The organism is Leekyejoonella antrihumi, assembly GCF_007845645.1.
GTDB lineage: Bacteria > Actinomycetota > Actinomycetes > Actinomycetales > Dermatophilaceae > Leekyejoonella > Leekyejoonella antrihumi.
The window spans coordinates 1-19,975 of the sequence record NZ_VCQV01000014.1 but is presented as its reverse complement, the minus strand read 5'-3'; the positions used below and the strand labels follow the sequence as shown (position 1 = coordinate 19,975).

The following is a 19,975-nucleotide window of genomic DNA, read 5'->3' as shown; positions in this document are numbered from 1 at the left end:
ACCGACCGCCGCTGGTTGAGCCGGTGAGCGCGCAGCGCGAGCCGCGTCGAAACCTGGTGACCCGCAGCGCGCTAAGCTCAGCCGCGCTTCTCAGACGTGTAGCCCGTGGATGTAGTCATCGATCTCTTGCCGCGCTCGATTGAACTCGACGTTCGCACGTGCCACCTGGAACGAGGGTTCGCCATTGTCACCGGCAAGGTCCATGCGCACGTCCTTCTGGTGAACGATGCGCCCGGGCCGCGGGCTCATCACAACCACCCGCGTTCCGAGAAAGACCGCTTCCTCGACGCTGTGGGTGATGAACATAATGGACTTGTGGGTGGTGCGCCACAAGCGGAGCAACTCTTCTTGAAGCGTTTCGCGTGTCAGCGCGTCGAGAGCTCCGAAAGGTTCATCCATCAGGATGACTTCCGGGTCATTTGCCAGGACCCGAGCAATCGCCGCACGCTGTTGCATGCCTCCGGACAGCTCGTACGGCGCACGGTCGCGAAATTCTGACAACCCCATCATGTCGAGATAGTTGTCCACTCGTTCGCTATAGGACTCCTTCTTCTCCCCGGCCATGCGAGGGCCGAACGACACATTCTGGGCCACCGAGAGCCACGGAAACAGGGTGGGCCGTTGGAACACGACGCCGCGAGCGCGGTTGGGACCGGTAATGGGATCCTTCCCGATGGTGATCTCTCCCTCTGTGGGGACGAGGAACCCGGCAAGCATCTGCAGCAGCGTGGTCTTGCCACAACCCGATGCACCAACGATGCACACAAACTCACCGGGGTCGATCCGCAGGTCAACCTCGTCGAGCGCGTGCACGCGGACGTCTTTGGTCTCGTACCAGTGGCTGACGCCGTTGACCGCAACCGCATGCGCCTCCGAGGCAGACCCGGCCCTCCTATCGGAAGAGGGCACCTCGTCCAAAGTGACACCCTTACGCATCCTCATCGCATTCCCCATCAATTGTTGGACACTTTGCTCAGATACGTTCCGTTTACCGCGTCCTTGAACGTCGACGCCGCCGGGCAGCTTGGGATAAGGGTCTGCGACTTGAGGAAATCACAGGTCTTGTCCAGGGTGCTGGCCAGGGCGCCGGGCTTGCCGTCCGGTCCGAGGTACTCGCTGCCGAGCTGCTCCTTGCCGGTGAGGAACACCAATTCCTTCATCTGCGAGGACGCATCGGCCTCGGTGATCTGAAACTCATCCGCAACGATCTTTGCAGCGCCCTTCGGATCGGACTTGATCATCTTCACTGCCCGGTCTTCCTGCTTGAGCCAGCCAGAGACCACGTCCGGGTTCTTCTTGGCGAACGACTTCGCCACGATCGCGAGATCGGCCGTCACCACACCCTTCTTTGACAGCTGCTTGCTCGAGATGATCACCTTGCCGCCGTTGTCCTTCATCTTCGCCAAGGTGGGCTCCCAGATGTATGAGCCGACAATGTCGCCGCGGGTCCATGCCGCAAGCGCCTCGGGCGGCTTCATGTCAAGGACTTTGACCTTCCCGTAGACGCCCGCGTCCTTCAGCGCCGCGATCAGGCTGTATTGCGTGGTGGATCCGAAGGGTGTGGCGATCGTCTTGCCGGCGAGGTCGGCAACCGAGTTGATGCCCTTGTCCTTCTTGACAACAAGCGCCTCGTTGTCGCCCTCGATGTCATAGATCCAAGGGACCTCGAAGCCCAGACCCTTGGCGACGGCTGTCGACACTCCTGTCGATCCAACAAGGCCGACATCCACCGCCCCGGATGCCATCGCCCGGACGACATCCTGCGCCGCATCGAACTGGGTCCACTCGACCTTGACGCCCTTGAGGTTCTTCTCCAGCCACTTCTCGTGCTTGACAATCGGTGCACCGTTGGGAATCACCTGATACGCAATACGAAGGGTGGTGTCGCCACCGGATGCTCCCTTGGAGCTCCCGCCACTACTCCCGCAGGCGGCAACCAGCGTCAGGGCCACTAGTCCCGCGCCCAGCGGGAGAGCTCTACGAACTCGGCCAAGGCGGCGGTTCCCGAGGTGATTCATATCAAGTTCCCTTCGATGGTCCATAGATTTTTGAGCTGCGTCATGCGCGCTCAGCCCTTGCCTTGCCAAGGAACAACCTTGCGGGAGGTGTACTTTATGGCGCTGTCGAGAATCACTCCAGTAATCCCCATGACGATGATTCCCATGAAGATGACGTCACTTTTGAGGTATCTGCTGGCATCAAGGACCATCCAACCAATACCCGAGTTTGCCGCCACCATTTCGGCGGCGACCACGGTCGTGTAGGTGAATCCCAGCGCTACACGCATTCCGGTGAAGGTCGCTGGAAGCAGTGACGGCAGGATAATTGCGCGCAGTACCTGGGATTTGGATGCGCCCAAAGATCGCGCAGCATCGACGCGGTCGGTCGGCACTCCACGTATGGCGTCGACAACTGCGATGAAGATCGGCGCGAACCCGGCCAGAAACAGCAACGCAACCTTGGACGTCTCGCCGATCCCGAGCCAGATCACCAGAATGGTGTAGTAGGCCAACGGTGGTAGCACCCGGTAGAAGTTGACCAAGGGGTCAAGGGCGGCTCGCAACCGTTGGTTCGCGCCGACCAGGATTCCCAAGGGCACCGCGAGGATGCTAGCCAGCGCGAAGGCTATGAGAACCCGGCGAACGCTGATCAGAAGTTGAATGATTAGCGAATGACCTTGATAGCCATCGAAAAGTGTTCGCGTAAATGCCTGCCACGTGGCGGCCGGCGATGGCACAAAAAGCGGCTGCACCAGTTTAGCCGCGGTGATGATCCACCACACGACGATGATGCCAATAATGACCGCCGCGGTGATCGAAAGATTGCCCACGGACTGTCGCCGCTCTCGACCGCTTCGCTTGGCGGGGCCGCCTCCGTCCGGAAATCTGCTCCCGGCGGCTCGCGCAGTTTTGCTTTGCAGGGCCATCGAACCTCCTCGGGCGCGCCATACGTCTTGAGAAACCTCTGCCGGTCCACCGCAACGCTTCGTAATGGCGGGCCCAGTCTGTCTTTAAGCAATTCCCAGCCTGCTTTGAAGTAACTGTGATTCACTGCGCCTGCAGCTGCAAGGTCCAGATGTGCATCGTTCAAAGGGGCCAGATGCGGAGCGAGGCAGCGGCACTGCACCGATGTCAGGACGCGTGATCGTCGCACCCACGGGTGGCGACTGTCCCGGGAGTACGCCGAGCGCGAGTGGGCGCCGACCTGGTCACCCGCCACCTGATCGCTCGGCATCTCTACGGCGGCGCTCACCGGGTCTCGATCAGCGTGTCTGGTCGAGTGCCGGCTCAACCACTCACCGCTGGTCGAGTGCCAACTCAACCAGCGGCGGTGGGTGAGCCGGTGAGCGCGCAGCGCGAGCCGCGTCGAAACCCGGTGACCCTCGCCCACTCGCGCTGGTCGAGTAGCCGAGCCCCTGGGCGAGGCGTATCGAGACCCGGTGACCCGCAGCGCTACGCTCAGCCGCGCTTCTCCAGCTGAGAGCGCTGCGGTGACTTCGTCAGGGACGGGTCGCGCTGCACGACGGGCTCCAGCGCCTCGTCGATCTTGGCGAGTAGGTCGGCTTCGAGCTTGACCCCGACGGCCTTCGCGTTCTCCTTGACCTGCTCCGGACGGGACGCCCCGAGGATCGCCGCGGACACGTTGTCGTTCTGCAGCACCCAGGCGACCGCGAGCTGCGCCATCGAGAGCCCGGCCTCCTTGGCGATCGGCTCGAGCAGCGCGACGCGCTCCAGGATGTCGTCCTTCATCAGGTCGCCGATCATGTTGGCGCCACCCTTGTCGTCGGTGGCGCGCGAGCCGGCCGGCGGTGCCTGGCCGGGCTTGTACTTGCCGGTCAACACGCCCTGGGCGATCGGCGACCAGACGATCTGACCGATGCCCAGCTCCTTGCTGGCCGGGACGACCTCGGACTCGATGACTCGCCAGAGCATGCTGTACTGCGGCTGGTTGGAGACGAACGGGATGCGCAGCTCACGCGCCAGCACGTGGCCCCGACGGAGCTGGTCGGCGGTCCACTCCGACGCACCGATGTAGTGCGCCTTGCCCGCCCGGACGACGTCGGCGAAGGCCTCCATCGTCTCCTCGAGCGGCGTGCTGTGGTCGAAGCGGTGCGCCTGGTAGAGGTCGACGTGGTCGGTGCCGAGGCGCCGAAGTGATCCCTCGATCGACTCCCGAATGTGCTTGCGAGACAGGCCGTGGTCGTTCTTGCCACCCGGGCCGGTCGGAAAGTAGACCTTCGTGAAGATCTCCAGTGACTCGCGGCGCTCACCCTTCAGTGCCTCACCGAGCACCGACTCGGCCTTCGTGTTGGCATAGACGTCGGCGGTGTCGAACGTCGAGATGCCCTCGTCGAGCGCGGCGCGCACACAGGCGAGCGCCTGCTCCTGCTCCACCTGCGATCCGTGGGTCAGCCAGTTGCCGTAGGCAAGCTCTGAGATGCGCAGTCCGCTATTACCAAGGTTTCGAAACTCCATGCTGACGACCCTACGACCTGGCTCCCGCACCGGCGCGGCACGTCCCCGATGTATGCCGCGTGCGGCCGTCTGACTGCTCCTGCATTTGCAGCGTCGTCGTGGGTGGGACCCCGTGAGCTTCAGGGGATCGGAGTGAGAAGCACCCTCGTGGCCATGCCGACGGTGTCCGCGAGTCCGTCGAGGAATCTGTCTCGCAGGAACTCCACCCGGCGCAGCTCCCAGAGAGTCTCGGCCGTCACCCAGGAGATGTCCCGCGCCTTGTCGATGTCCCACGCGCTGATCAGGTGGGCGACGGGGCCGACGCGGTCGTCCACCTGACGTTCCAGCCCATCCAGGAAGGACCGCCGGATCGGGGCCTCGGCCTGGGCGAGGACCGCGTTCACCGCCTCGTAGTCGTGGTGCAGGTTGCTGGGGTCCATGCTGTGCGCCGTGCACGTGGCGATCACCGCGACCGGAAGGTCGTGCTCAATGTGGGTGTTCATCCCCGCGATCGCATACTGGACCGGCAGCCGTCCGCGGCCGCGCAGCTCGAACAGCGGTCGCCATTCGGTCGGCACAGTTCGCCGCACCGCGTCTGCCTCGTATGCCGCGAGCCACAGGTTCGCGAATGTCACGTCGAGGTCGGCCATGACCTTCGGGCTCAGAAAAGCGCTGCTACCGGCCGGTTTCGCAAGGATCTCGGCGATGCTCTCGGTCACCGTGAGGTACATCCGGTTGAACACCGCGACCCCGTCATCAACCGGAAGCGCCGCGTCGATCGCGCGCATCCGGGCAATGACGCCCTCGACTGTCGTTGGCAGGCTCACAGGACTGAGTATTCACTCTGCCCCTCAGGATGCAACCGCGACGGGCTCACCATTCCTGGCAGCCTCTCGAATGAGCCTGGCCGTCGCGGGTGGAGAGTCGCAGGGTGGAGATCAGAAAGGCCGCGTGGACCAGGCCGTGGTCACTGTCCGCCGGGCGTTGCCCCCGAGCCACCCGCCACCTCGTAGTTCCACACCTCACTGTGGGTGGAAACGGGGCCCTGTGCTTCACCACCTGCCCGCTCAACGGCAGACCGGTGACCATCGGCGAACTCGGGGGACCTGACCCAGGCCTGGAATGACTCCTCGTCGCGCCAGCGGGTGATGACCAGCCACTGTTCCCTATCGTCGGTAGGGCGGAGCAGCTCGAAACCTTCGAAGCCATCGGCGCCGTCGACCGCACCAGCTCGGGCAGCGAATCGATGAGCCAGCTCATCGCCCGAACCGGCGGGGACAGTGATTGCGTTGATCTTGATCGTGGTCATAAGGCAAGACTGCCATCCAGGACTGGGTCATACGACACGTGCGCCCCGCCCGCCGACAGGCAATTGGCGATACTGAGGCGTATGGAGCTGATGGACTTCCAGTTCGAGGGTCAGGTCGTCGAGTGGCGCGGACCTGCGCCGTTCTACTTCGTCGCCATCCCGGAAGGAGAGACTGCGGACATCAAGTTAGCCGCCACGGGCATCGAGTACTGGGGCCAGGTGCCGGTGATGGTGCGCATCGGCGGGACCGAGTTCACGACGGCGCTGTTCCCCAAGGACGGCAGCTACCTGCTCCCGCTGAAGAACGTGGTTCGCAAATCCGTCGGGATCCAAGTGGACCAGGTCGTGGCGGTGGCATTGAGTGTAGGACGCCCGTAGGCGAGGCGGCGTCGGCGTCGGCGTCCTTCGATGCGACGGATTGAGGTAGCAGCGGGTTCTCGGGTGAGCTGCGGGTCAGGGCTCGATGTTCTCCAGGTCCCGCAGCAGGTTCGGGTGCGTCGGCTGCCAGCCGAGTCCTTCTCGAGTGGCTGCGCTCGAAGAGGGTTGGTCCGTGGCGAAGATCTGACCAAGCGGTCCGAACGATTCCGTGGGTACAGGCTCGACCGGTAGGCCGAGTCGACGTCCGATGACTTCCGCGATGTCCCGGACTGTTTCGCCCTCGTCATCTACCGCGTGCCATGAGCTGCCGGCGGGCGCGGACTCCAGTGCGAGCCGGAACAGCACTGCGGCGTCGAGCGCGTGGACGGCGGGCCAGCGCTGGGTTCCGTCGCCGGGGTAGCCGGACCTGCCTGTTTGGCGAGCGATCTGGGTTAGCAGGCCGGCGAACCCGCCGTCACCGTTGTTGTGGACCGTGCGCGGCAGTCGCACTGCAGTGGCTCGGACCCCGCGCGTAGCCAACTCCAGGATCTCGGTCACGGTGCGGCCGCGGCCGCCGACTGGGCCGTCGGTGGACAACGGGTCGGCCTCGGTGGATGGACGGCCTGGCACCCACGGCGTGCCGGAGACGGTGACCAGGGGGCGATCGCTGCCAAGCAGGACCCCACCCAGGGTGGTGAGGGCGGAGGTCTCCTCGGCAATCGCCTGCGCGAGCACTTCGGGGCTGGTGAAGTTGTTGGCAAAGGCGAGGTGGATGACACCGTCGGACTGTGTGGCGCCTGCGCGCAGGACGTCCAGGTCGGCGAGGTCGCCGCGGATCGCCGCACCTCCTGCTGCTTCGACAGCATGTGCAGACCTGTCGGAGCGGGCGAGTGCGAGAACGGTGTGGCCGTTGCCAAGGAGCTCTGCGACGACGGCGGTGCCGATGAGGCCGGTACCGCCGGTGATGAAGACATGCATGGGACCCGCCTACAGTGATGGGATAATAGTCCCATCAACTTAGCACGTGATGGGACAAGTATCCCATCACGTAATATGTGCGTCATGGCACGATGGGAACCAGGGGCGCGCGAGCGGATCGTTCTCGCTGCCCTCGACCTATTCACCGAACAGGGATACGACGGCACCACTGTTGCGCAGATCGCCGAGCGCGCCGGCCTCACGAAAAGTACCTTCTTCAGACACTTTCGCGATAAGCGCGAGCTCCTCGCCGCTGGTCAGGAGACGCTGAGCCGCTTGTTGGCCGAGGGCATCGCCGAGGCGGCCGAAGGGGCCACTCCGTTGGCGGCGGTCGCGGCCGGCCTCGAGCGAGCTTCCACCGAAATGGGCCCGATCAACCGTGAGCTCGGTCCCCGGATCAGTGCGGCCGTCGCTGCCAGCACCGAGCTTCAAGAGCGCGCCATCCTGAAGAACGTCGGCCTCGCAGCCGCCATGACTGACGCACTGGCGGCTCGCGGCGTGCCCGACCCGGTCGCGCATCTCGCCGCCGAGATGGGCGTCCTCGCGTTCAAACGCGGCTTCGCCGAGTGGTCCGAAGGTAGCGGTGCGGCTACCGATGACCTCGCCCCGTACACGCTGGCGGCGCTGCACGATCTCCGAGCGGCAAGCGCATCACTCGGATAGACGAAATGACTCGCACACCCGGGCGGGGTGTGCTTGACGCCCGAACGCGGCGGACGGACGCCTCGGGCGCGAAGCGTTCCTCGACATCGCTACTGGGCGCGGGTTTCCGGACCGTGAGGTTCAAGTGGATCTAGGCTGTGGTGGTGAGTGACGTGCTGGGTGGTGGGCCGTTCTTCCACGGCACGAAGGCCGATCTGCGGGTGGGTGATCTCCTCACGGCGGGTTTCAGGTCGAACTACCGGCCCGACGTGGTGATGAACCACATCTACTTCACCGCGCTGCCCGACGGTGCCGGACTCGCCGCGGAGCTCGCGGCGGGCAAAGGTGCTGCGCGGGTGTACATCGTCGAGCCCACTGGGGCGTTCGAGGACGACCCGAACGTGACCGACAAGAAGTTCCCCGGCAATCCGACCCGGTCCTACCGCAGCACGGAACCACTCAGGGTCGTCGGCGAAGTGGCGGACTGGACACGGCAGACCCCTGAGGCGCTGCAGGCATGGCACGAGCGACTGGCGCCAATCCGCGCGGATGAGCGCGGCGAGATCATCAACTGATCCGCGAGCGGAACCGGGTTGATGCCAGGTTGGCGGCGTAGGTCAGGCCATCCGATCGCGCATCCTACTTGCTGCGTCATTCTGGCGGAGTGACGCAGCGTCGTTGTTGTGCTGCGCACGGCTCAGTTGGCGAACAGTCGGACTGTGCTTGACCAATTCTTCGAACACTTGTATGATAAATTTTGGAGTTCGAGAAGGGCGATGCGTTCCGGCGGAAGAAGCCTCCCGCCGGTGATGACGGCGCCCGGTCGGCGGCATCAAGGCGACCGCCGGATGACGAGGCAGGGTGCACCGAGCCTCCGATTTCGGCCTGGCCGGGAGCTTCTGACGAGCAGGTGGACGCGGCGCTGCGCGCGGCATACCGGGAGGCTGCGCGAGCGGCACTGGATGCCGATGTGAACCCAGTGGACCTGTCGATCTATCAGTCGACCTCCGACGGCGCGAAGGCGTTGGGTGGGGCCGGCGTCACCCCGGGCACTCCGAACGGGTTGCTCAAGCCCGGGGGCCGGTCCCGCGGCACTGGCCGAGCTGAGGTACCTCGCCCCGGTCCCGTCCCGGCTGGCGGCGGCGTCGCGCCAACTCGGAGCCGACGAGCTAGACGAGGGTGCCCGGACAGGCCTCCCGCATCGCGACGGCGGCGTCGATCATCAACGAACCGAAGAACGCATGCCTGCGGGCAGCCCTGGCTGCCGGGATGTCAGTGCGCGGGCGGTGGCCGTGGCGGTCCGTGAGGTCGACCAGGCTCAGGCCGCGTTGCCGAACGCTTCCCGGGAGGAGCTCTTGGGTTACTACCTGGCCGTCGGGCATGACAGCTCCAGCAAGAACTGCGTGAGCTGCCCAAGCGGATCGTGGCGGTTTTCGGTGGGGACGAGGACACCAAGAATGAGGAGAAGCTCTCGAAGTTGGAGTCGCTGCGCTGGAGTGAGCTTGCGACCGGGTTGACGCGGCTCGAAGGTGAGCTGTCCCCTGCGCACGCCGCGATCTTCAAGGCAGCCGTGGAAGCGCTCGCCGCACCCCAGGGCGGCATCAACCTCGAGACCGGCGCGGCGGAGCCCGACCTACACAGTGCGGGCAAGCGCCGCGCCGACGCACTGATGGAGCTGATCAGTGCCGGGCTGCGAGTCGGGGACGGCGAGCTCTCCGGCTCCGCGCCCACCAAGTGCTATGTCACGATCCCACTCTCAGTGCTCATCGGTGTGGTCGTGTCCACTGCCTTGGCAACCACAGCCGTCGGGGACGTGCTGGACCCAGGCACCGCCCGGCAACTCGCCTGCGACGCGCAACTGGTTCCCGTGGTTCTGGGCACCAGGTCCCAGCCACTAGACGTGGGGCGCGCATCTCGACCATTCACGGCAGCCATTCGATCCGCAGTCGCCCACCGCGACACCGGTGGATGCACCTTCCCGGGAATGGGGGCACCTCCCGTACGGAGCGAAGCGAGGCGGGGGAGGGCCGGCCGGTGCCATGGTGCGAGGTCCACCACGCCGTGCCGTGGTGGGTGGGCGGCGCGAGCGAGTTGTCCAATGGGACTCTCTTGTGCTCGAGACACCATCACATTGTGCACAACAAGGGCTACCTACCGTTCATCAGCGACCGTGAGGTCATCTGGAACCTGATCCCCGGCAGGATGCCCTCCAAGCCGCTGTCACCAGACGACCCGCGCATCCACGGGCCTGGCGCGCCACCCGGGTATCCCGCCACCGGGTGACCTCGCCCGAGCCTCGACTCGCACAGGCAAGCGCCCTGGCCGTCGGCTGCGTCCGACGACTCAAACCAACTACGCCACGTCCGCCTTCGACCGCGGTGCAGCGTGTTCCCGGAAGAGTGCGACGACGGCGGTATGCCGGTCTCCCGCCCTACGTCTGCGCGGCCATCTCGACGTCCGCGCTGTTGGTCACCGGCTGGTCGGCCAGCGGCAGGTGATCGGACATGATCCGCGCAAGGACCGTGCCGATCACCGTCACCACGATCAGGACCACCCACACCGGCGAACGTCCTTGCGCAAGCAGCCAGGAGAACGTCACCGGCGCGATGATCGACGCAACGGTCCACGACAGTTGATAGACGCTCATGTAGCGACCGCGCAGGTGGTCCGGCCGACTGTCGGTCGCGATCGTTGTCAGGACCGGCCCGGCGAGCACCTCGCCCACGGTGTAGATGCCGACCGCGACCAGCATCACGGTGACGGCGGGTGCCACCGCAAGATGGCCGGCCAGCGCCATCAGCATGAAGCCCGCGGCAAATCCGAGGTTGGCGACACCGATGATCCGCCAGCGCACATGTCCACGCATCTTGCGCACCGCGAAGCTCTGCCCGAACCCGACCAGCACCGTGTTGATCGTGAAGATCGTGCCGGTGACCCAGCCCGGCAGGTGGAGGGTCTCCACGGCATACACCGGCATGACGTAGTTGAGCGCGATGCTGCACAGGGCGTAGGCGAGATTGGACAGGACGAGCAGGTAGTAGGGCCGATCGCGGATGATCTGTGCCCATCCCACGTGCCGCTCGTCGACGGGCGGCGCCGGCGCCTTGTGCGCACGCACGGTACTCAGCAGGACCAGCGCGAGCAGGTAGGACAACACGTTCGCGGCAACCATCGCTCGGTATGCCGTGGTCGTGCCGATGCTGATGGCCAGGCCGGCGAGGAGGCCACCGGCAGCGAACCCGACATTGCGCAGGGCACCGATGAAGCCGAACCACAGCTCGCGCTCCCCCGGGAGAGTGATCGCGGCAACCATCGGTGAGTAGGACGACCAGAAGGCCGCCTGGCCGATCGCCACCACGATCGTCACGCCCTGCACGGCTGCATAGCTGTGCGCGACGAGGTACCCGGCGAAGCCCGCTGCCTCGATCGCATTGGCCGCCAGGAGCACCTGTTTGGCTCCGACCTTGTCCACCACGTGCCCGACCACAAGCACCGCGGGCACGGCGACCGCAGCGGCCACGGACAGCGCCAGCCCCACCTGGGGCAGGCTCAAGGAGGTGGTCGCGAGGAAGTAGAGCACGGACACCGGCATGAAAACCCCGGTGCCCACAGCATCCACGGCCATCGACGTGATGAACCGGCGGTGCCGGGACACGTCGGGCAGACCAAGGCGCTCAAGCATGTGGAAGATCCTGGCACCTCAGGTGCACTTGAGGTCAACTGGTTATCTTCTGGCCGGTCAGGAAAGTGCAGTCTCCAGCGGCGTGTGGTCGAGGCCGAGCGCACCGGCGACGGCCGCATTGACCAGTCGGCCGTCATGGGTGCTGAGGCCGAGCGCAAGGACCGGGTCGTCGCGCAGCGCCTGCCGCCAGCCCTGGTCGGCCAGCTCCTCGGCATACGGCAGGGTGACGTTGGTCAGCGCATAGGTGGACGTATGCGGAACCGCACCAGGCATATTCGCGACACAGTAGAAGATCGACTGCTCCACGGTGAACGTCGGGTCGACGTGGGTGGTCGGGTGGGAGTCCTCGAAACAGCCGCCCTGGTCGATGGCGATGTCGACGAGCACTGAGCCCGGCTTCATCCGGGCGACCAAGTCGTGCGAGACCACCATCGGCGCCTTCGCACCGGGCACCAGGACGGCGCCGACCACGAGGTCTGCATCGCACACCGCGGCCTGCACCTGGTAGGCGTTGGACGCGATCGTCTGCAGGTGGCCCTGATAGATCCGGTCGGCCGACCGGAGCTTGTCGATGTCCTTGTCGAGCACCAGCACCTCGGCCTGCATCCCCAGGGCGATCGCGGCCGCGTTCATGCCCGAGGTGCCGGCGCCGATCACGACGACCTTCGCGGCGTGCACGCCGGAAACCCCACCGAGCAGGATGCCGCGACCGCCACCGGAGCGCATCAGGTGGTAGGCGCCGACCTGGACGGCGAGCCGCCCGGCGACCTCGCTCATCGGCGCGAGCAGCGGCAGCCCGCCGTCGGAGGTCTGCACGGTCTCGTAGGCGATCGCGGTGATCTTGCGGTCCAGCAGCTCGCGAGTCAGACGCTCGTTGGCGGCCAGGTGCAGATAGGTGAAGAGCACCTGCCCCTCGCGCATCCGTGGGTACTCCTGCTCGATCGGCTCCTTCACCTTGAGGATCAGCTCTGCGGACTGCCACACCTCATCGGCGGACTCGAGAATCTTCGCCCCGGCATCGGCATACTCGTGATCCGGGATCGAGGACCCGACGCCTGCACCACGCTCGACGCACACGTCGTGCCCGTGCGTGGTCAGCTCGTGCACCCCGGGCGGCGTGATCGCCACTCGAAACTCGGTGTTCTTGATCTCTTTCGGGACGCCAATCCTCATCAGTCACCTGCTTCATCGCGCGAGGCCGGCCAACCGGCCGTCCTCCCTCACTCTGGCACTGCGCGGGCTGCTCGGCCAGATTGATGCACACGCAAATCTCCTGCACCAACCGACGCACCCTCCCGCACCCTCCACCCCGCCCATCTGTGCACTTTCGATCGAAAGGCGCACCTACAGCTGCGCCTTTTGAACCAAAGTGCACAACTCGCTGGGGCTACTGGCCGGTGCGGCCGTCGATGCACTCGCGCAGCAGGTCGGCATGCCCCAGGTGGCGCGCGTACTCCTCGATCATGTGCACCAGCAGCTCTCGCAACGAGATCGACTGGTCCTCCCAGTGCCCGACGACCTCCAGGTTCGGCGCCCGTTCGACGTAGGCCTGCGCGTAGGCGACCTCCTCGCTCCAGGCCCGCCACGCCTCGTCGACCATCGCATCGTCCGCCGCCGCGTCGTTCCAGTCCGCGTCCCGGTCGTCCGCCCGCCGGAAGCGACGGGGCGCGTCCTCGCCCGCCATACGCTGACGAAACCAGGTGCGCTCGACGTCTGCCAGATGCCGGATCAGGCCGAGCAGCGACATGCTCGAGGGCGGCACCGCCCGCCGCGCGAGCTGCTCGGCGGTCAGATCCGCGCACTTGAGCTCAAGCGTCATCCGGTAGACGCGCAGGTAGTCGGTCAGCACCCCGAGCTCGCTGCCGTCATCGATGGACGCCTGCTGTCGCGGGTCGTCGGCAGGGTCGAGCCACAGGTCGGGATAGCGACGTTCGGACATGCCTTCATCCTGGTCGAGTCGCGCACGCGGGGCCAGTGGTTTTGACACCCCGCGGAAGTTTTCTTGGCGCCACGGGAATTAATCGGAGGGGCCCTCCGTTCTACCGAGTGATCCCCCACCCAAACCGGCCCGGGCATCGCCGTAGGCGAGCTCAGTGCCCCCGATCAAGGGAGACATTTATGCCTCAATCGTCCCGCGTCGTCAGGTCCACGACCCAGCAACTACTCATGCGGCAGCGTCGTCTGGCGCACCTGACACCGCATCAGCCCGTCCCGCTGCGCCCCATGAAGCGGATCGACAACCAGCCTTCCGCTCCGACCTCCCGGTAACCCGCTGGTTGGGTAGGCGCGGCGGAGGACCAACCGCCATGGCCGTCAACGCGATTCGTGCATACGAACAGCGCCAACCTTCAGGCAGGTCCAGGGTCAAGCGGGACTGGCATTTTCGCATCCGAGTGCCAGAACCAGCTCGAGCACCCGGTCCGGGTCGTCCAGGCGGTCCCCGAAGAGCTCACGGATCTGCCCCATCCGGTAGCGCACGGTCTGCGCATGCACGTGCAGGTCGGCGGCCACGGCATCCCGCCGGCCCTGGTGCAGCAGCCAGGAGCCGAGCGTCTCGCTCAGCCGGGCGATGGTGGCGGGCGTGAGATCCGCCAGCGGTTCCAGTGCCCGCTCGCGCAGATCGGCGTATGCCGTGCCATCCGCCCGCAGCACCAGCTCGGGCAGGTGCAGCTCGGTGTCGACGGGAGACGACCGGCCACCTGCCAGCGCCAGGTCATGAGCCCGCCGCGCCCGGCCGTGTGACTCGCTGACCCGGACCCATGGCCGGGCCGGCCCGACATACGCCCCCTGGCTGCGCAGCGTGCGCAGCAGGTGCACCCGGCCGGGGCCGTCCGCATCCGGCACCAACAGGGTGGCGATCTCCGGTTCGCCGGATTCGCCCTGCTCGTCGGCCGCGCGCAGGCACCGCGAGCCGAGCCGGGTGAGCACCGCGCCCGCTTCCGGCTCCGGCAGCAGCACGGCCGTGAGATGCACCGGCGGCGACCACTTGGCGCGCCGCGCGAGAATGAGCAGCTCCTCCTCGCCCTGCCCCGCAATCAGGGCGGCCGCGAGACGTTCACGGCGCCGCTCCTGCACGCGCCCGCTCGCCGCGAGCTCGTCCGCGTGCCCCGAGACGCTCGCCGCGGACAACCCGTCGATATAGGCAAAGACCAGCTCTGCGAACCGGCCGAGGTTGCGGGCATCGACCCCGGCGTCCACGGTCGTGGCGGCCATCTCGCGCCAGGCCACGCGAGCCCCGACCCGATATGCCGCGAGCAGCGAGTTCATCGACCGGCCACTGCGCGCCTCGCCCCGTCCAAGCGCGTACGCCCCGTCCAGCGCCGGGCGCATCGGGGTCGACCTCGCACCACGGGCACTGCCGGCCGCCATTCGCAGGAACCCACCGAGGGCCACCTGGACGGACCTCTCGATCGTGTCGGCCATCTCACCACGCAGGGCTCGCGCATAGCTGGGCACCTCGTCGATAATGGCAGCGACGCAGCGTTCTGCGACTTCCGGCAACTGCCGCGTCAACTCGGTGAGGACGCTACGCGGGATATCCGGGCCGCCATCCGCCGAAACATCGCTCATTTTGTTCGCTCCGCACAACCGAGTGGAAGAGGTTCACCGCGTACGGTCAAGATATTAGACCCTTGAGACAGCATGATGGAGATATGACCCCGCCGACCCAGGAAGACCGAGTCCCGGCCTGGCGTCACCACGCCTTCCGGATCGCCCGGGCAGCCACCACCCCGCTGCTGCCCGAGGACTACGTCGACCTCTTCAACCCGCTGCGCTCGCGCACGCACCTGCGCGGCCGGGTCGTTGCCCTCGAGCGGGAGACCTCCGACGCCATGACCGTGCTGATCCGGCCCGGCCGCACCTGGCGCGATCACCGGCCCGGGCAGTACACCCGCATTGGTGTCGACATCGACGGCGTGCGCATGTGGCGCGCCTACTCGATCACGTCCGGCCCGCGCACCGACGGCTGCATCTCCATCACCGTCAAGGCGATCACCGGCGGGACCGTGAGCACGCACCTGGTGCGTATCCTGCGACCGGGGCAGGTCATCCAGATGGAGCAGGCCGACGGTGAGTTCGTGCTGCCCAAGGTTCTCCCGGCGAAGATGTTGCTGCTCACCGGCGGCAGCGGGATCACGCCAGTCATGGGCATCCTGCGACATGCCGCCACCGACCTCGATGATGTCGTGCTACTGCACTCTGCGCCGCGACCCGAGGACGTGATCTTCGCCGATGAGCTGCGCGATCTTGCCGCCGGCGGCCATGTCCGTCTGCTGCAACGGCATACCGACACCGATGGGATGCTGAACCCCGCCGAGCTGGACGCCCTGGTGCCCGACTGGCGCGATCGGGAGACCTTCGCCTGTGGGCCCGCGGGGATGCTGGAGGCGCTCGAGGCGCACTGGCACGAGGCCGGCCTGGTCCATCAGCTGCACAGCGAACGCTTCCGTCCCGCGCTGACGGAGCCCGGCGAGGGCGGCACGGTGTACTTCACCGGCCTCGACCGCGAACTCGAATGTGACGGCGCCCGGCCCATTCTCGACGTCGCCGAGGACGAGGGCGTGATCATGCCCTCCGGTTGCCGGATGGGGATCTGCTACGGGTGCGTGCTGCCGCTGCGGGAGGGCGCGGTCCGCGACCTGCGCACCGGCGAAGTGACGACCGCGTCGCCCGGCGACGGCGTGCTCATCCAGACCTGCATCTCCTCCGCGGCTGGACGCTGCGACCTAGACCTTTAGCCACCAACGACTTTCGGCCCAACGAAAGGACCACACCATGACTGCCCTGCAGAAGAAGGAACACAACCCGATCGCGCACCTGAGCGATCAGGACATCGAGCGGCTCGGTGTCGAGCTCGACGCGATCCGCGACCAGGTGATCTCGACCCGCGGGTCGAGCGACGCGGCATACATCCGACGGGTCATCAAGGTGCAGCGCGGCCTGGAGATGGGCAGCCGCGCGGTGCTGCTCGCCTCCCGCTGGAAGCCGGCGTTCGTCGTGGGCACCGTCGGCCTGTCCGTCTCGAAGATCCTGGAAAACATGGAGATCGGGCACAATGTCATGCACGGCCAGTGGGACTGGATGCGGGACCCGAAGATCCACTCAACCACCTGGGAGTGGGACAACGCCTCGCCGGCGTCGCTGTGGAAGCACTCGCACAATGAACTCCACCACACCTACACCAACGTGCTCGGTCGGGACAACGACCTGGGTTACGGCATCATGCGCGTCGACGAGGACCAGCGGTGGTCGCCGTTCTACCTCGGGCAGCCGGTGTGGAACTTCGTCAATGCCTGCTTCTTCGAGTACGGCATCGCGGCCTACGATCTCGAGATCGGCAAGTACTTCAAGGGCAAGAAGAACAAGGAGATCTTCCAGCGCGACCTGAAGAAGGTCGGCGTCAAGATCCGCCAGCAGATGACCAAGGACTATGTGGTGCACCCGCTGCTCGCGGCACCCACCGGGTCCTGGAAGCAGACGCTGCTTGCCAACTACCTGTCCAACCTGACCCGGAACCTGTGGACGCACTCGGTCATCATGTGTGGCCACTTCCCCGAGGGTGTCGAGACGTTCACGCGCAAGTCCATCGACGGGGAGACCCGGGGCGAGTGGTACCTGCGGCAGATGCTCGGCTCGGCGAACATCAACGGCTCGCGCGCCATGCACATCGCGACCGGCAACCTCAGCTACCAGATCGAGCACCATCTGTTCCCCGACCTGCCGAGCAACCGCTACCAGGAGATCGCGCCGCAGATCCGCGACATCTTCAACCGCTACGGCTTGACTTACACCAGCGGATCGCTGCCCAGGCAGGTCGGCTCGGCGTGGATGAAGGTCATCCGGTTGTCGCTGCCCAACCACCTGGCCGCGAAGTTCGCGCCGCGCCCTCGCAAGGCGGCACCCGTGCCACTGCGCTTCAAGACAGCCGCCCCCAAGGCCGACGCCGCCTGACCCGGCCCGGTCACATCAGGAACTGGAAGAGCGGGCTGTCCGGATAGACCCGGGTGATCTGCGGCGGCGCAGCCTTCATCCGCGCCAGCAACGGCGCCAGGTCATCCGGTGACCCGAGCTCGATGCCCACCAGGGCCGGACCGAGCTCGCGGTTGTTGCGCTTGACGTATTCGAATCGGGTGATGTCGTCATCCGGCCCGAGCACCTCATCGAGGAACTGCCGCAGGGCGCCCGGCTCCTGCGCGAACTCCACCAGAAAGTAGTGCTTCAGCCCCTCGTGCACGAGGGCGCGCTCGACAATGTCGGCATACCGGCTCACATCGTTGTTGCCACCGGAAAGCACGCACACCACGGTGGATCCGGCGGGCAGGTCCAGGCCCTGCCGAAGCGCCGCGAGGGCCAGCGCTCCCGCCGGTTCGGCGATGATCCCGTCGGACTGGTACAGGTCGAGCATCTCGCAGCAGATCAGCCCCGCAGGGACCTCGCACAGCTCGGGACCGCGCTGCTGCACGACGGCGTAGGTCGCATCGCCGACTCGGCGCACCGCGGCACCGTCGACGAAGAGGTCCAGCTCCTCCAGCGTGACCGGCCCCCCCGAGGCGACCGCGGCTTTCATACCCGCGGCGCCCAGTGGCTCGGCGCCAATGACTCGGACCTGCGGATGCCGCTCCCCGAGCCAGGTCAGCGCGCCGGAGATGAGCCCGCCGCCACCGACCGGCACCGCCAGCGCATCCGGAACCCGGCCCAGCTGCTCGACGATCTCCCGGGCCACGGTGCCCTGGCCGGCGATGGTGCGCGGGTCGTCGAACGCCGGCACCACCACTGCCCCCGTGCGCGCCGCGTCCCGCTTGGCGGCGGCCGCGGCATCGTCATACGTGTCGCCGTCGATGATCATCTCGACGGCATCGGCGCCAAGTGAGCGCACCCGATCGCGCTTTTGGTGAGGCGTGGTGCGCGGCAGATAGATTCGTGCCCGTATGCCGAGCGCCGCCGCGGCATAGGCGACGCCCTGGGCGTGGTTGCCGGCACTCGCACAGACCGCGCCGCGTGCGGCTTCCTCGGGTGTGAGCTGGGCAAGCAGGTTGTAGGCACCGCGCAGCTTGTAGGAGCGCACCGGCTGCTGGTCCTCGCGCTTGAGCCAGACGTCCAGCCCGGTCAGCGCGGAGAGCCGCCGACTGGGTTCGAGTGGGGTGACGCGCACCGCGTCCCTCAGCCGCGCGGCGGCTCGATCGACGTCGTCGGCAGTGACCAGTGACATTTCTTCAGCCTGGCACACGGCTCACGCGCCGTGCGGTCCCGTCCGCCAGGCGACCGTCGTGGTCCAACCGGCATGATGGACGGCATGACCTTGCTGCATGACCGGACCGATGCGCAGCTGCGCGCCAGTGGCTGCGTCAAATGGGCACTGGCAGCGGCCGACGTGCTGCCGGCCTGGGTGGCCGAGATGGACTTCGCGGTCGCCGAGCCGATAACCACGGCGCTGCACACCGCGGTTGACCAGGGCCGGCTCGGTTACGGCCCGCCCGATGAACAGTGCGGGGTTGCCGAGTCGTTCGCCGCCTTTGCCGCCAGCCGCTGGGGTTGGCAGGTGGAGGCTGAGCGGGTGGTGCTGGCCGGAGACGTCGTCGATGCCGTCGCCCGTGTCCTCGACACGCTGGCCGAGGATGGGCCTGTTGTGGTTCCCACACCGGCCTACCCACCCTTCCTGACGGTCATCGGCCACACCGGCCGCAAGATCATCCCCGCGCCGCTGGACCCGGATGCTGCGGTGGCCGAGCACAACCTCGAGGCCATCGACGCCGCTCTGCGGGCGGGTGCCCGCACGCTTCTCCTGTGCAGCCCGCACAACCCGTGGGGTCGGTCATTCGGCCGGAGCGAGCTCGAAGCCCTGCGCGACGTCATCGAGGCACACGGCGCGATGGTCATTGCCGACGAGATCCACGCGCCCCTGACTCTGCCGGGTTCCAGTCACATCCCCTACGCCCGGGTCGCCAGCCCGGGCGCTCCGGTGGTGACGCTGACCTCGGCCACGAAGGCCTGGAACATTCCCGGCCTCAAGTGCGCCCAGATCGTATGCAGCTCAGCAGCGCAGGCCGCGCGGGTGCGAGCCCATCCCCTTCACCCTGGGCAGTCCGCGCTCGGCACCGTGGCCGGGCGGGCGGCTTACGAGCAGGGCGGTCCGTGGCTGGATGAGGTGATCGCCACTCTGGACGGCAACCGCCGGCTGTTTGCGCGGCTGGTGCAGGAGAAACTGCCGCGTGCGCGGATGCGCCCGCTGGAGGCGACCTACCTCGCCTGGCTCGACGCGCGAGCCTACGGGCTGCCTTCGCCGGGCGAGACCGCTCTCGACAAGGGCCGGGTGTGGGTGGACCACCGCCCGTGGGGGCCCGGCGGCGACGGTCACGTCCGGGTCAACCTCGCAACCTCTCCGGAGCGCGTCGCGGAGATCGTGGACCGACTCGCGATCGCCTGGGAGCACTAGCCTGCGTCTTTCACGGGTTGAGGTGTGACGCGCGGTCGGGGGACGTGAAAGTGCCTGTGCTGTAAGAGATACTTGGGTTTGCGACAACTCAGGATCTCTACAGGACAGGCACTTTCAAG

At 66.6% G+C, this 19,975-nt stretch carries 20 protein-coding genes and 2 pseudogenes; 9 read left to right on the top strand and 13 right to left on the bottom strand.

Annotated elements, in window-relative coordinates; all coding sequences use genetic code 11:
- Nucleotides 1-90 precede the first annotated feature (90 nt).
- The 6 genes from FGL98_RS11280 to FGL98_RS11255 all read right to left on the bottom strand — a co-directional run bounded on the left by FGL98_RS11280 (nt 91) and on the right by FGL98_RS11255 (nt 5,763).
- Nucleotides 91-909, bottom strand: a complete 819-nt coding sequence (locus FGL98_RS11280; RefSeq protein WP_246136511.1) for an ABC transporter ATP-binding protein — start codon at nt 907-909, stop codon at nt 91-93.
- 44 nt (nt 910-953) lie between these two features.
- Nucleotides 954-2,018 (bottom strand): taurine ABC transporter substrate-binding protein, encoded by a 1,065-nt coding sequence (locus FGL98_RS11275; protein WP_281289172.1) that lies wholly within the window; start codon nt 2,016-2,018, stop codon nt 954-956.
- Nucleotides 2,019-2,068: 50 nt separating this feature from the next.
- Nucleotides 2,069-2,926, bottom strand: a complete 858-nt coding sequence (locus tag FGL98_RS11270; RefSeq protein WP_146316869.1) for an ABC transporter permease — start codon at nt 2,924-2,926, stop codon at nt 2,069-2,071.
- Nucleotides 2,927-3,458: 532 nt separating this feature from the next.
- Entirely contained in the window at nt 3,459-4,475 is a 1,017-nt protein-coding gene (locus FGL98_RS11265; RefSeq protein WP_146316868.1) for an aldo/keto reductase family protein, read from the bottom strand.
- Between the two features lie 119 nt (nt 4,476-4,594).
- The gene (locus FGL98_RS11260; protein WP_222432123.1) at nt 4,595-5,281 is read right to left on the bottom strand and encodes a DUF5995 family protein; all 687 of its coding nucleotides are present in this window, start codon (nt 5,279-5,281) and stop codon (nt 4,595-4,597) included.
- Between the two features lie 140 nt (nt 5,282-5,421).
- The gene (locus FGL98_RS11255; RefSeq protein ID WP_146316867.1) at nt 5,422-5,763 is read right to left on the bottom strand and encodes an antibiotic biosynthesis monooxygenase family protein; all 342 of its coding nucleotides are present in this window, start codon (nt 5,761-5,763) and stop codon (nt 5,422-5,424) included.
- A gap of 81 nt (nt 5,764-5,844) precedes the next feature.
- On the opposite strand from FGL98_RS11255, the gene FGL98_RS11250 reads away from it, so the two are divergent.
- On the top strand, nt 5,845-6,141 hold the full coding sequence (locus FGL98_RS11250; protein ID WP_222432122.1) for a DUF1905 domain-containing protein: 297 nt from the start codon (nt 5,845-5,847) through the stop codon (nt 6,139-6,141).
- A gap of 75 nt (nt 6,142-6,216) precedes the next feature.
- Here the strand turns inward: FGL98_RS11250 and FGL98_RS11245 are convergent, their stop codons facing one another.
- Nucleotides 6,217-7,098 carry an SDR family oxidoreductase gene (locus FGL98_RS11245; protein ID WP_146316866.1) on the bottom strand — a complete coding sequence of 294 codons (882 nt, stop codon included), beginning with the start codon at nt 7,096-7,098 and terminating at the stop codon, nt 6,217-6,219.
- A gap of 84 nt (nt 7,099-7,182) precedes the next feature.
- Between FGL98_RS11245 and FGL98_RS11240 the strand changes: the two genes are divergently transcribed.
- Together FGL98_RS11240 and arr are read left to right on the top strand one after the other, a co-directional pair.
- Nucleotides 7,183-7,761 carry a TetR/AcrR family transcriptional regulator gene (locus FGL98_RS11240; RefSeq protein ID WP_146316865.1) on the top strand — a complete coding sequence of 193 codons (579 nt, stop codon included), beginning with the start codon at nt 7,183-7,185 and terminating at the stop codon, nt 7,759-7,761.
- A gap of 143 nt (nt 7,762-7,904) precedes the next feature.
- Nucleotides 7,905-8,315: an NAD(+)--rifampin ADP-ribosyltransferase gene (gene arr, locus FGL98_RS11235; RefSeq protein ID WP_146316864.1), complete on the top strand. Its 411-nt coding sequence runs from the start codon at nt 7,905-7,907 to the stop codon at nt 8,313-8,315.
- 594 nt (nt 8,316-8,909) lie between these two features.
- On the opposite strand, the gene FGL98_RS11230 is transcribed toward arr, so the two are convergent.
- A complete protein-coding gene (locus FGL98_RS11230; protein ID WP_146316863.1) occupies nt 8,910-9,122 on the bottom strand; it encodes a hypothetical protein in 213 nt (70 codons plus the stop codon).
- Nucleotides 9,123-9,139: 17 nt separating this feature from the next.
- Here FGL98_RS11230 and FGL98_RS27105 point away from each other — a divergent pair.
- The 3 genes and pseudogenes from FGL98_RS27105 to FGL98_RS25405 all read left to right on the top strand — a co-directional run.
- Nucleotides 9,140-9,688, top strand: a pseudogene (locus tag FGL98_RS27105) (DUF222 domain-containing protein); the annotation flags it as partial.
- Nucleotides 9,689-9,708: 20 nt separating this feature from the next.
- Nucleotides 9,709-9,873, top strand: a pseudogene (locus FGL98_RS27100) (HNH endonuclease); the annotation flags it as partial.
- On the top strand, nt 9,874-10,023 hold the full coding sequence (locus FGL98_RS25405; RefSeq protein ID WP_186526118.1) for a hypothetical protein: 150 nt from the start codon (nt 9,874-9,876) through the stop codon (nt 10,021-10,023).
- A 148-nt stretch (nt 10,024-10,171) separates the two neighbouring features.
- On the opposite strand, the gene FGL98_RS11220 is transcribed toward FGL98_RS25405, so the two are convergent.
- From FGL98_RS11220 to FGL98_RS11205, 4 genes are all read right to left on the bottom strand, one after another.
- Complete coding sequence (locus FGL98_RS11220; protein WP_146316862.1) at nt 10,172-11,422, bottom strand: MFS transporter; 1,251 nt, start codon at nt 11,420-11,422, stop codon at nt 10,172-10,174.
- Between the two features lie 57 nt (nt 11,423-11,479).
- A complete protein-coding gene (ald, locus tag FGL98_RS11215; RefSeq protein WP_146316861.1) occupies nt 11,480-12,595 on the bottom strand; it encodes an alanine dehydrogenase in 1,116 nt (371 codons plus the stop codon).
- Nucleotides 12,596-12,809: 214 nt separating this feature from the next.
- On the bottom strand, nt 12,810-13,361 hold the full coding sequence (locus tag FGL98_RS11210) for a DinB family protein (RefSeq protein ID WP_146316860.1): 552 nt from the start codon (nt 13,359-13,361) through the stop codon (nt 12,810-12,812).
- A gap of 425 nt (nt 13,362-13,786) precedes the next feature.
- Complete coding sequence (locus tag FGL98_RS11205) at nt 13,787-14,992, bottom strand: PucR family transcriptional regulator (RefSeq protein ID WP_146316859.1); 1,206 nt, start codon at nt 14,990-14,992, stop codon at nt 13,787-13,789.
- An 83-nt stretch (nt 14,993-15,075) separates the two neighbouring features.
- Between FGL98_RS11205 and FGL98_RS11200 the strand changes: the two genes are divergently transcribed.
- Both FGL98_RS11200 and FGL98_RS11195 read left to right on the top strand, forming a co-directional pair.
- Complete coding sequence (locus FGL98_RS11200; RefSeq protein WP_146316858.1) at nt 15,076-16,161, top strand: ferredoxin reductase; 1,086 nt, start codon at nt 15,076-15,078, stop codon at nt 16,159-16,161.
- Between the two features lie 37 nt (nt 16,162-16,198).
- Nucleotides 16,199-17,374, top strand: coding sequence for a fatty acid desaturase family protein (locus FGL98_RS11195; protein WP_146316857.1), 1,176 nt, complete (start codon nt 16,199-16,201; stop codon nt 17,372-17,374).
- Between the two features lie 10 nt (nt 17,375-17,384).
- Here the strand turns inward: FGL98_RS11195 and ilvA are convergent, their stop codons facing one another.
- A complete protein-coding gene (gene ilvA / locus FGL98_RS11190) occupies nt 17,385-18,632 on the bottom strand; it encodes a threonine ammonia-lyase IlvA (RefSeq protein ID WP_146316856.1) in 1,248 nt (415 codons plus the stop codon).
- Between the two features lie 84 nt (nt 18,633-18,716).
- Between ilvA and FGL98_RS11185 the strand changes: the two genes are divergently transcribed.
- Entirely contained in the window at nt 18,717-19,856 is a 1,140-nt protein-coding gene (locus tag FGL98_RS11185; RefSeq protein ID WP_186526107.1) for a MalY/PatB family protein, read from the top strand.
- Nucleotides 19,857-19,975 lie beyond the last annotated feature (119 nt).

Bases quoted from the DNA above. Each gene is read 5' to 3' on its own strand.
- FGL98_RS11275 (WP_281289172.1), bottom strand. From the start codon at position 2,018: ATGAATCACCTCGGGAACCGCCGCCTTGGCCGAGTTCGTAGAGCTCTC.
- FGL98_RS11265 (WP_146316868.1), bottom strand. From the start codon at position 4,475: ATGGAGTTTCGAAACCTTGGTAATAGCGGACTGCGCATCTCAGAGCTT.
- FGL98_RS11185 (WP_186526107.1), top strand. From the start codon at position 18,717: ATGACCTTGCTGCATGACCGGACCGATGCGCAGCTGCGCGCCAGTGGC.
- FGL98_RS11255 (WP_146316867.1), bottom strand. From the start codon at position 5,763: ATGACCACGATCAAGATCAACGCAATCACTGTCCCCGCCGGTTCGGGC.
- FGL98_RS11230 (WP_146316863.1), bottom strand. From the start codon at position 9,122: ATGCCCGACGGCCAGGTAGTAACCCAAGAGCTCCTCCCGGGAAGCGTT.
- ilvA (WP_146316856.1), bottom strand. From the start codon at position 18,632: ATGTCACTGGTCACTGCCGACGACGTCGATCGAGCCGCCGCGCGGCTG.
- FGL98_RS11250 (WP_222432122.1), top strand. From the start codon at position 5,845: ATGGAGCTGATGGACTTCCAGTTCGAGGGTCAGGTCGTCGAGTGGCGC.
- FGL98_RS11245 (WP_146316866.1), bottom strand. From the start codon at position 7,098: ATGCATGTCTTCATCACCGGCGGTACCGGCCTCATCGGCACCGCCGTC.
- FGL98_RS11270 (WP_146316869.1), bottom strand. From the start codon at position 2,926: ATGGCCCTGCAAAGCAAAACTGCGCGAGCCGCCGGGAGCAGATTTCCG.
- ald (WP_146316861.1), bottom strand. From the start codon at position 12,595: ATGAGGATTGGCGTCCCGAAAGAGATCAAGAACACCGAGTTTCGAGTG.
- FGL98_RS11240 (WP_146316865.1), top strand. From the start codon at position 7,183: ATGGCACGATGGGAACCAGGGGCGCGCGAGCGGATCGTTCTCGCTGCC.
- FGL98_RS11195 (WP_146316857.1), top strand. From the start codon at position 16,199: ATGACTGCCCTGCAGAAGAAGGAACACAACCCGATCGCGCACCTGAGC.
- FGL98_RS11205 (WP_146316859.1), bottom strand. From the start codon at position 14,992: ATGAGCGATGTTTCGGCGGATGGCGGCCCGGATATCCCGCGTAGCGTC.
- FGL98_RS11220 (WP_146316862.1), bottom strand. From the start codon at position 11,422: ATGCTTGAGCGCCTTGGTCTGCCCGACGTGTCCCGGCACCGCCGGTTC.
- FGL98_RS11210 (WP_146316860.1), bottom strand. From the start codon at position 13,361: ATGTCCGAACGTCGCTATCCCGACCTGTGGCTCGACCCTGCCGACGAC.
- FGL98_RS11200 (WP_146316858.1), top strand. From the start codon at position 15,076: ATGACCCCGCCGACCCAGGAAGACCGAGTCCCGGCCTGGCGTCACCAC.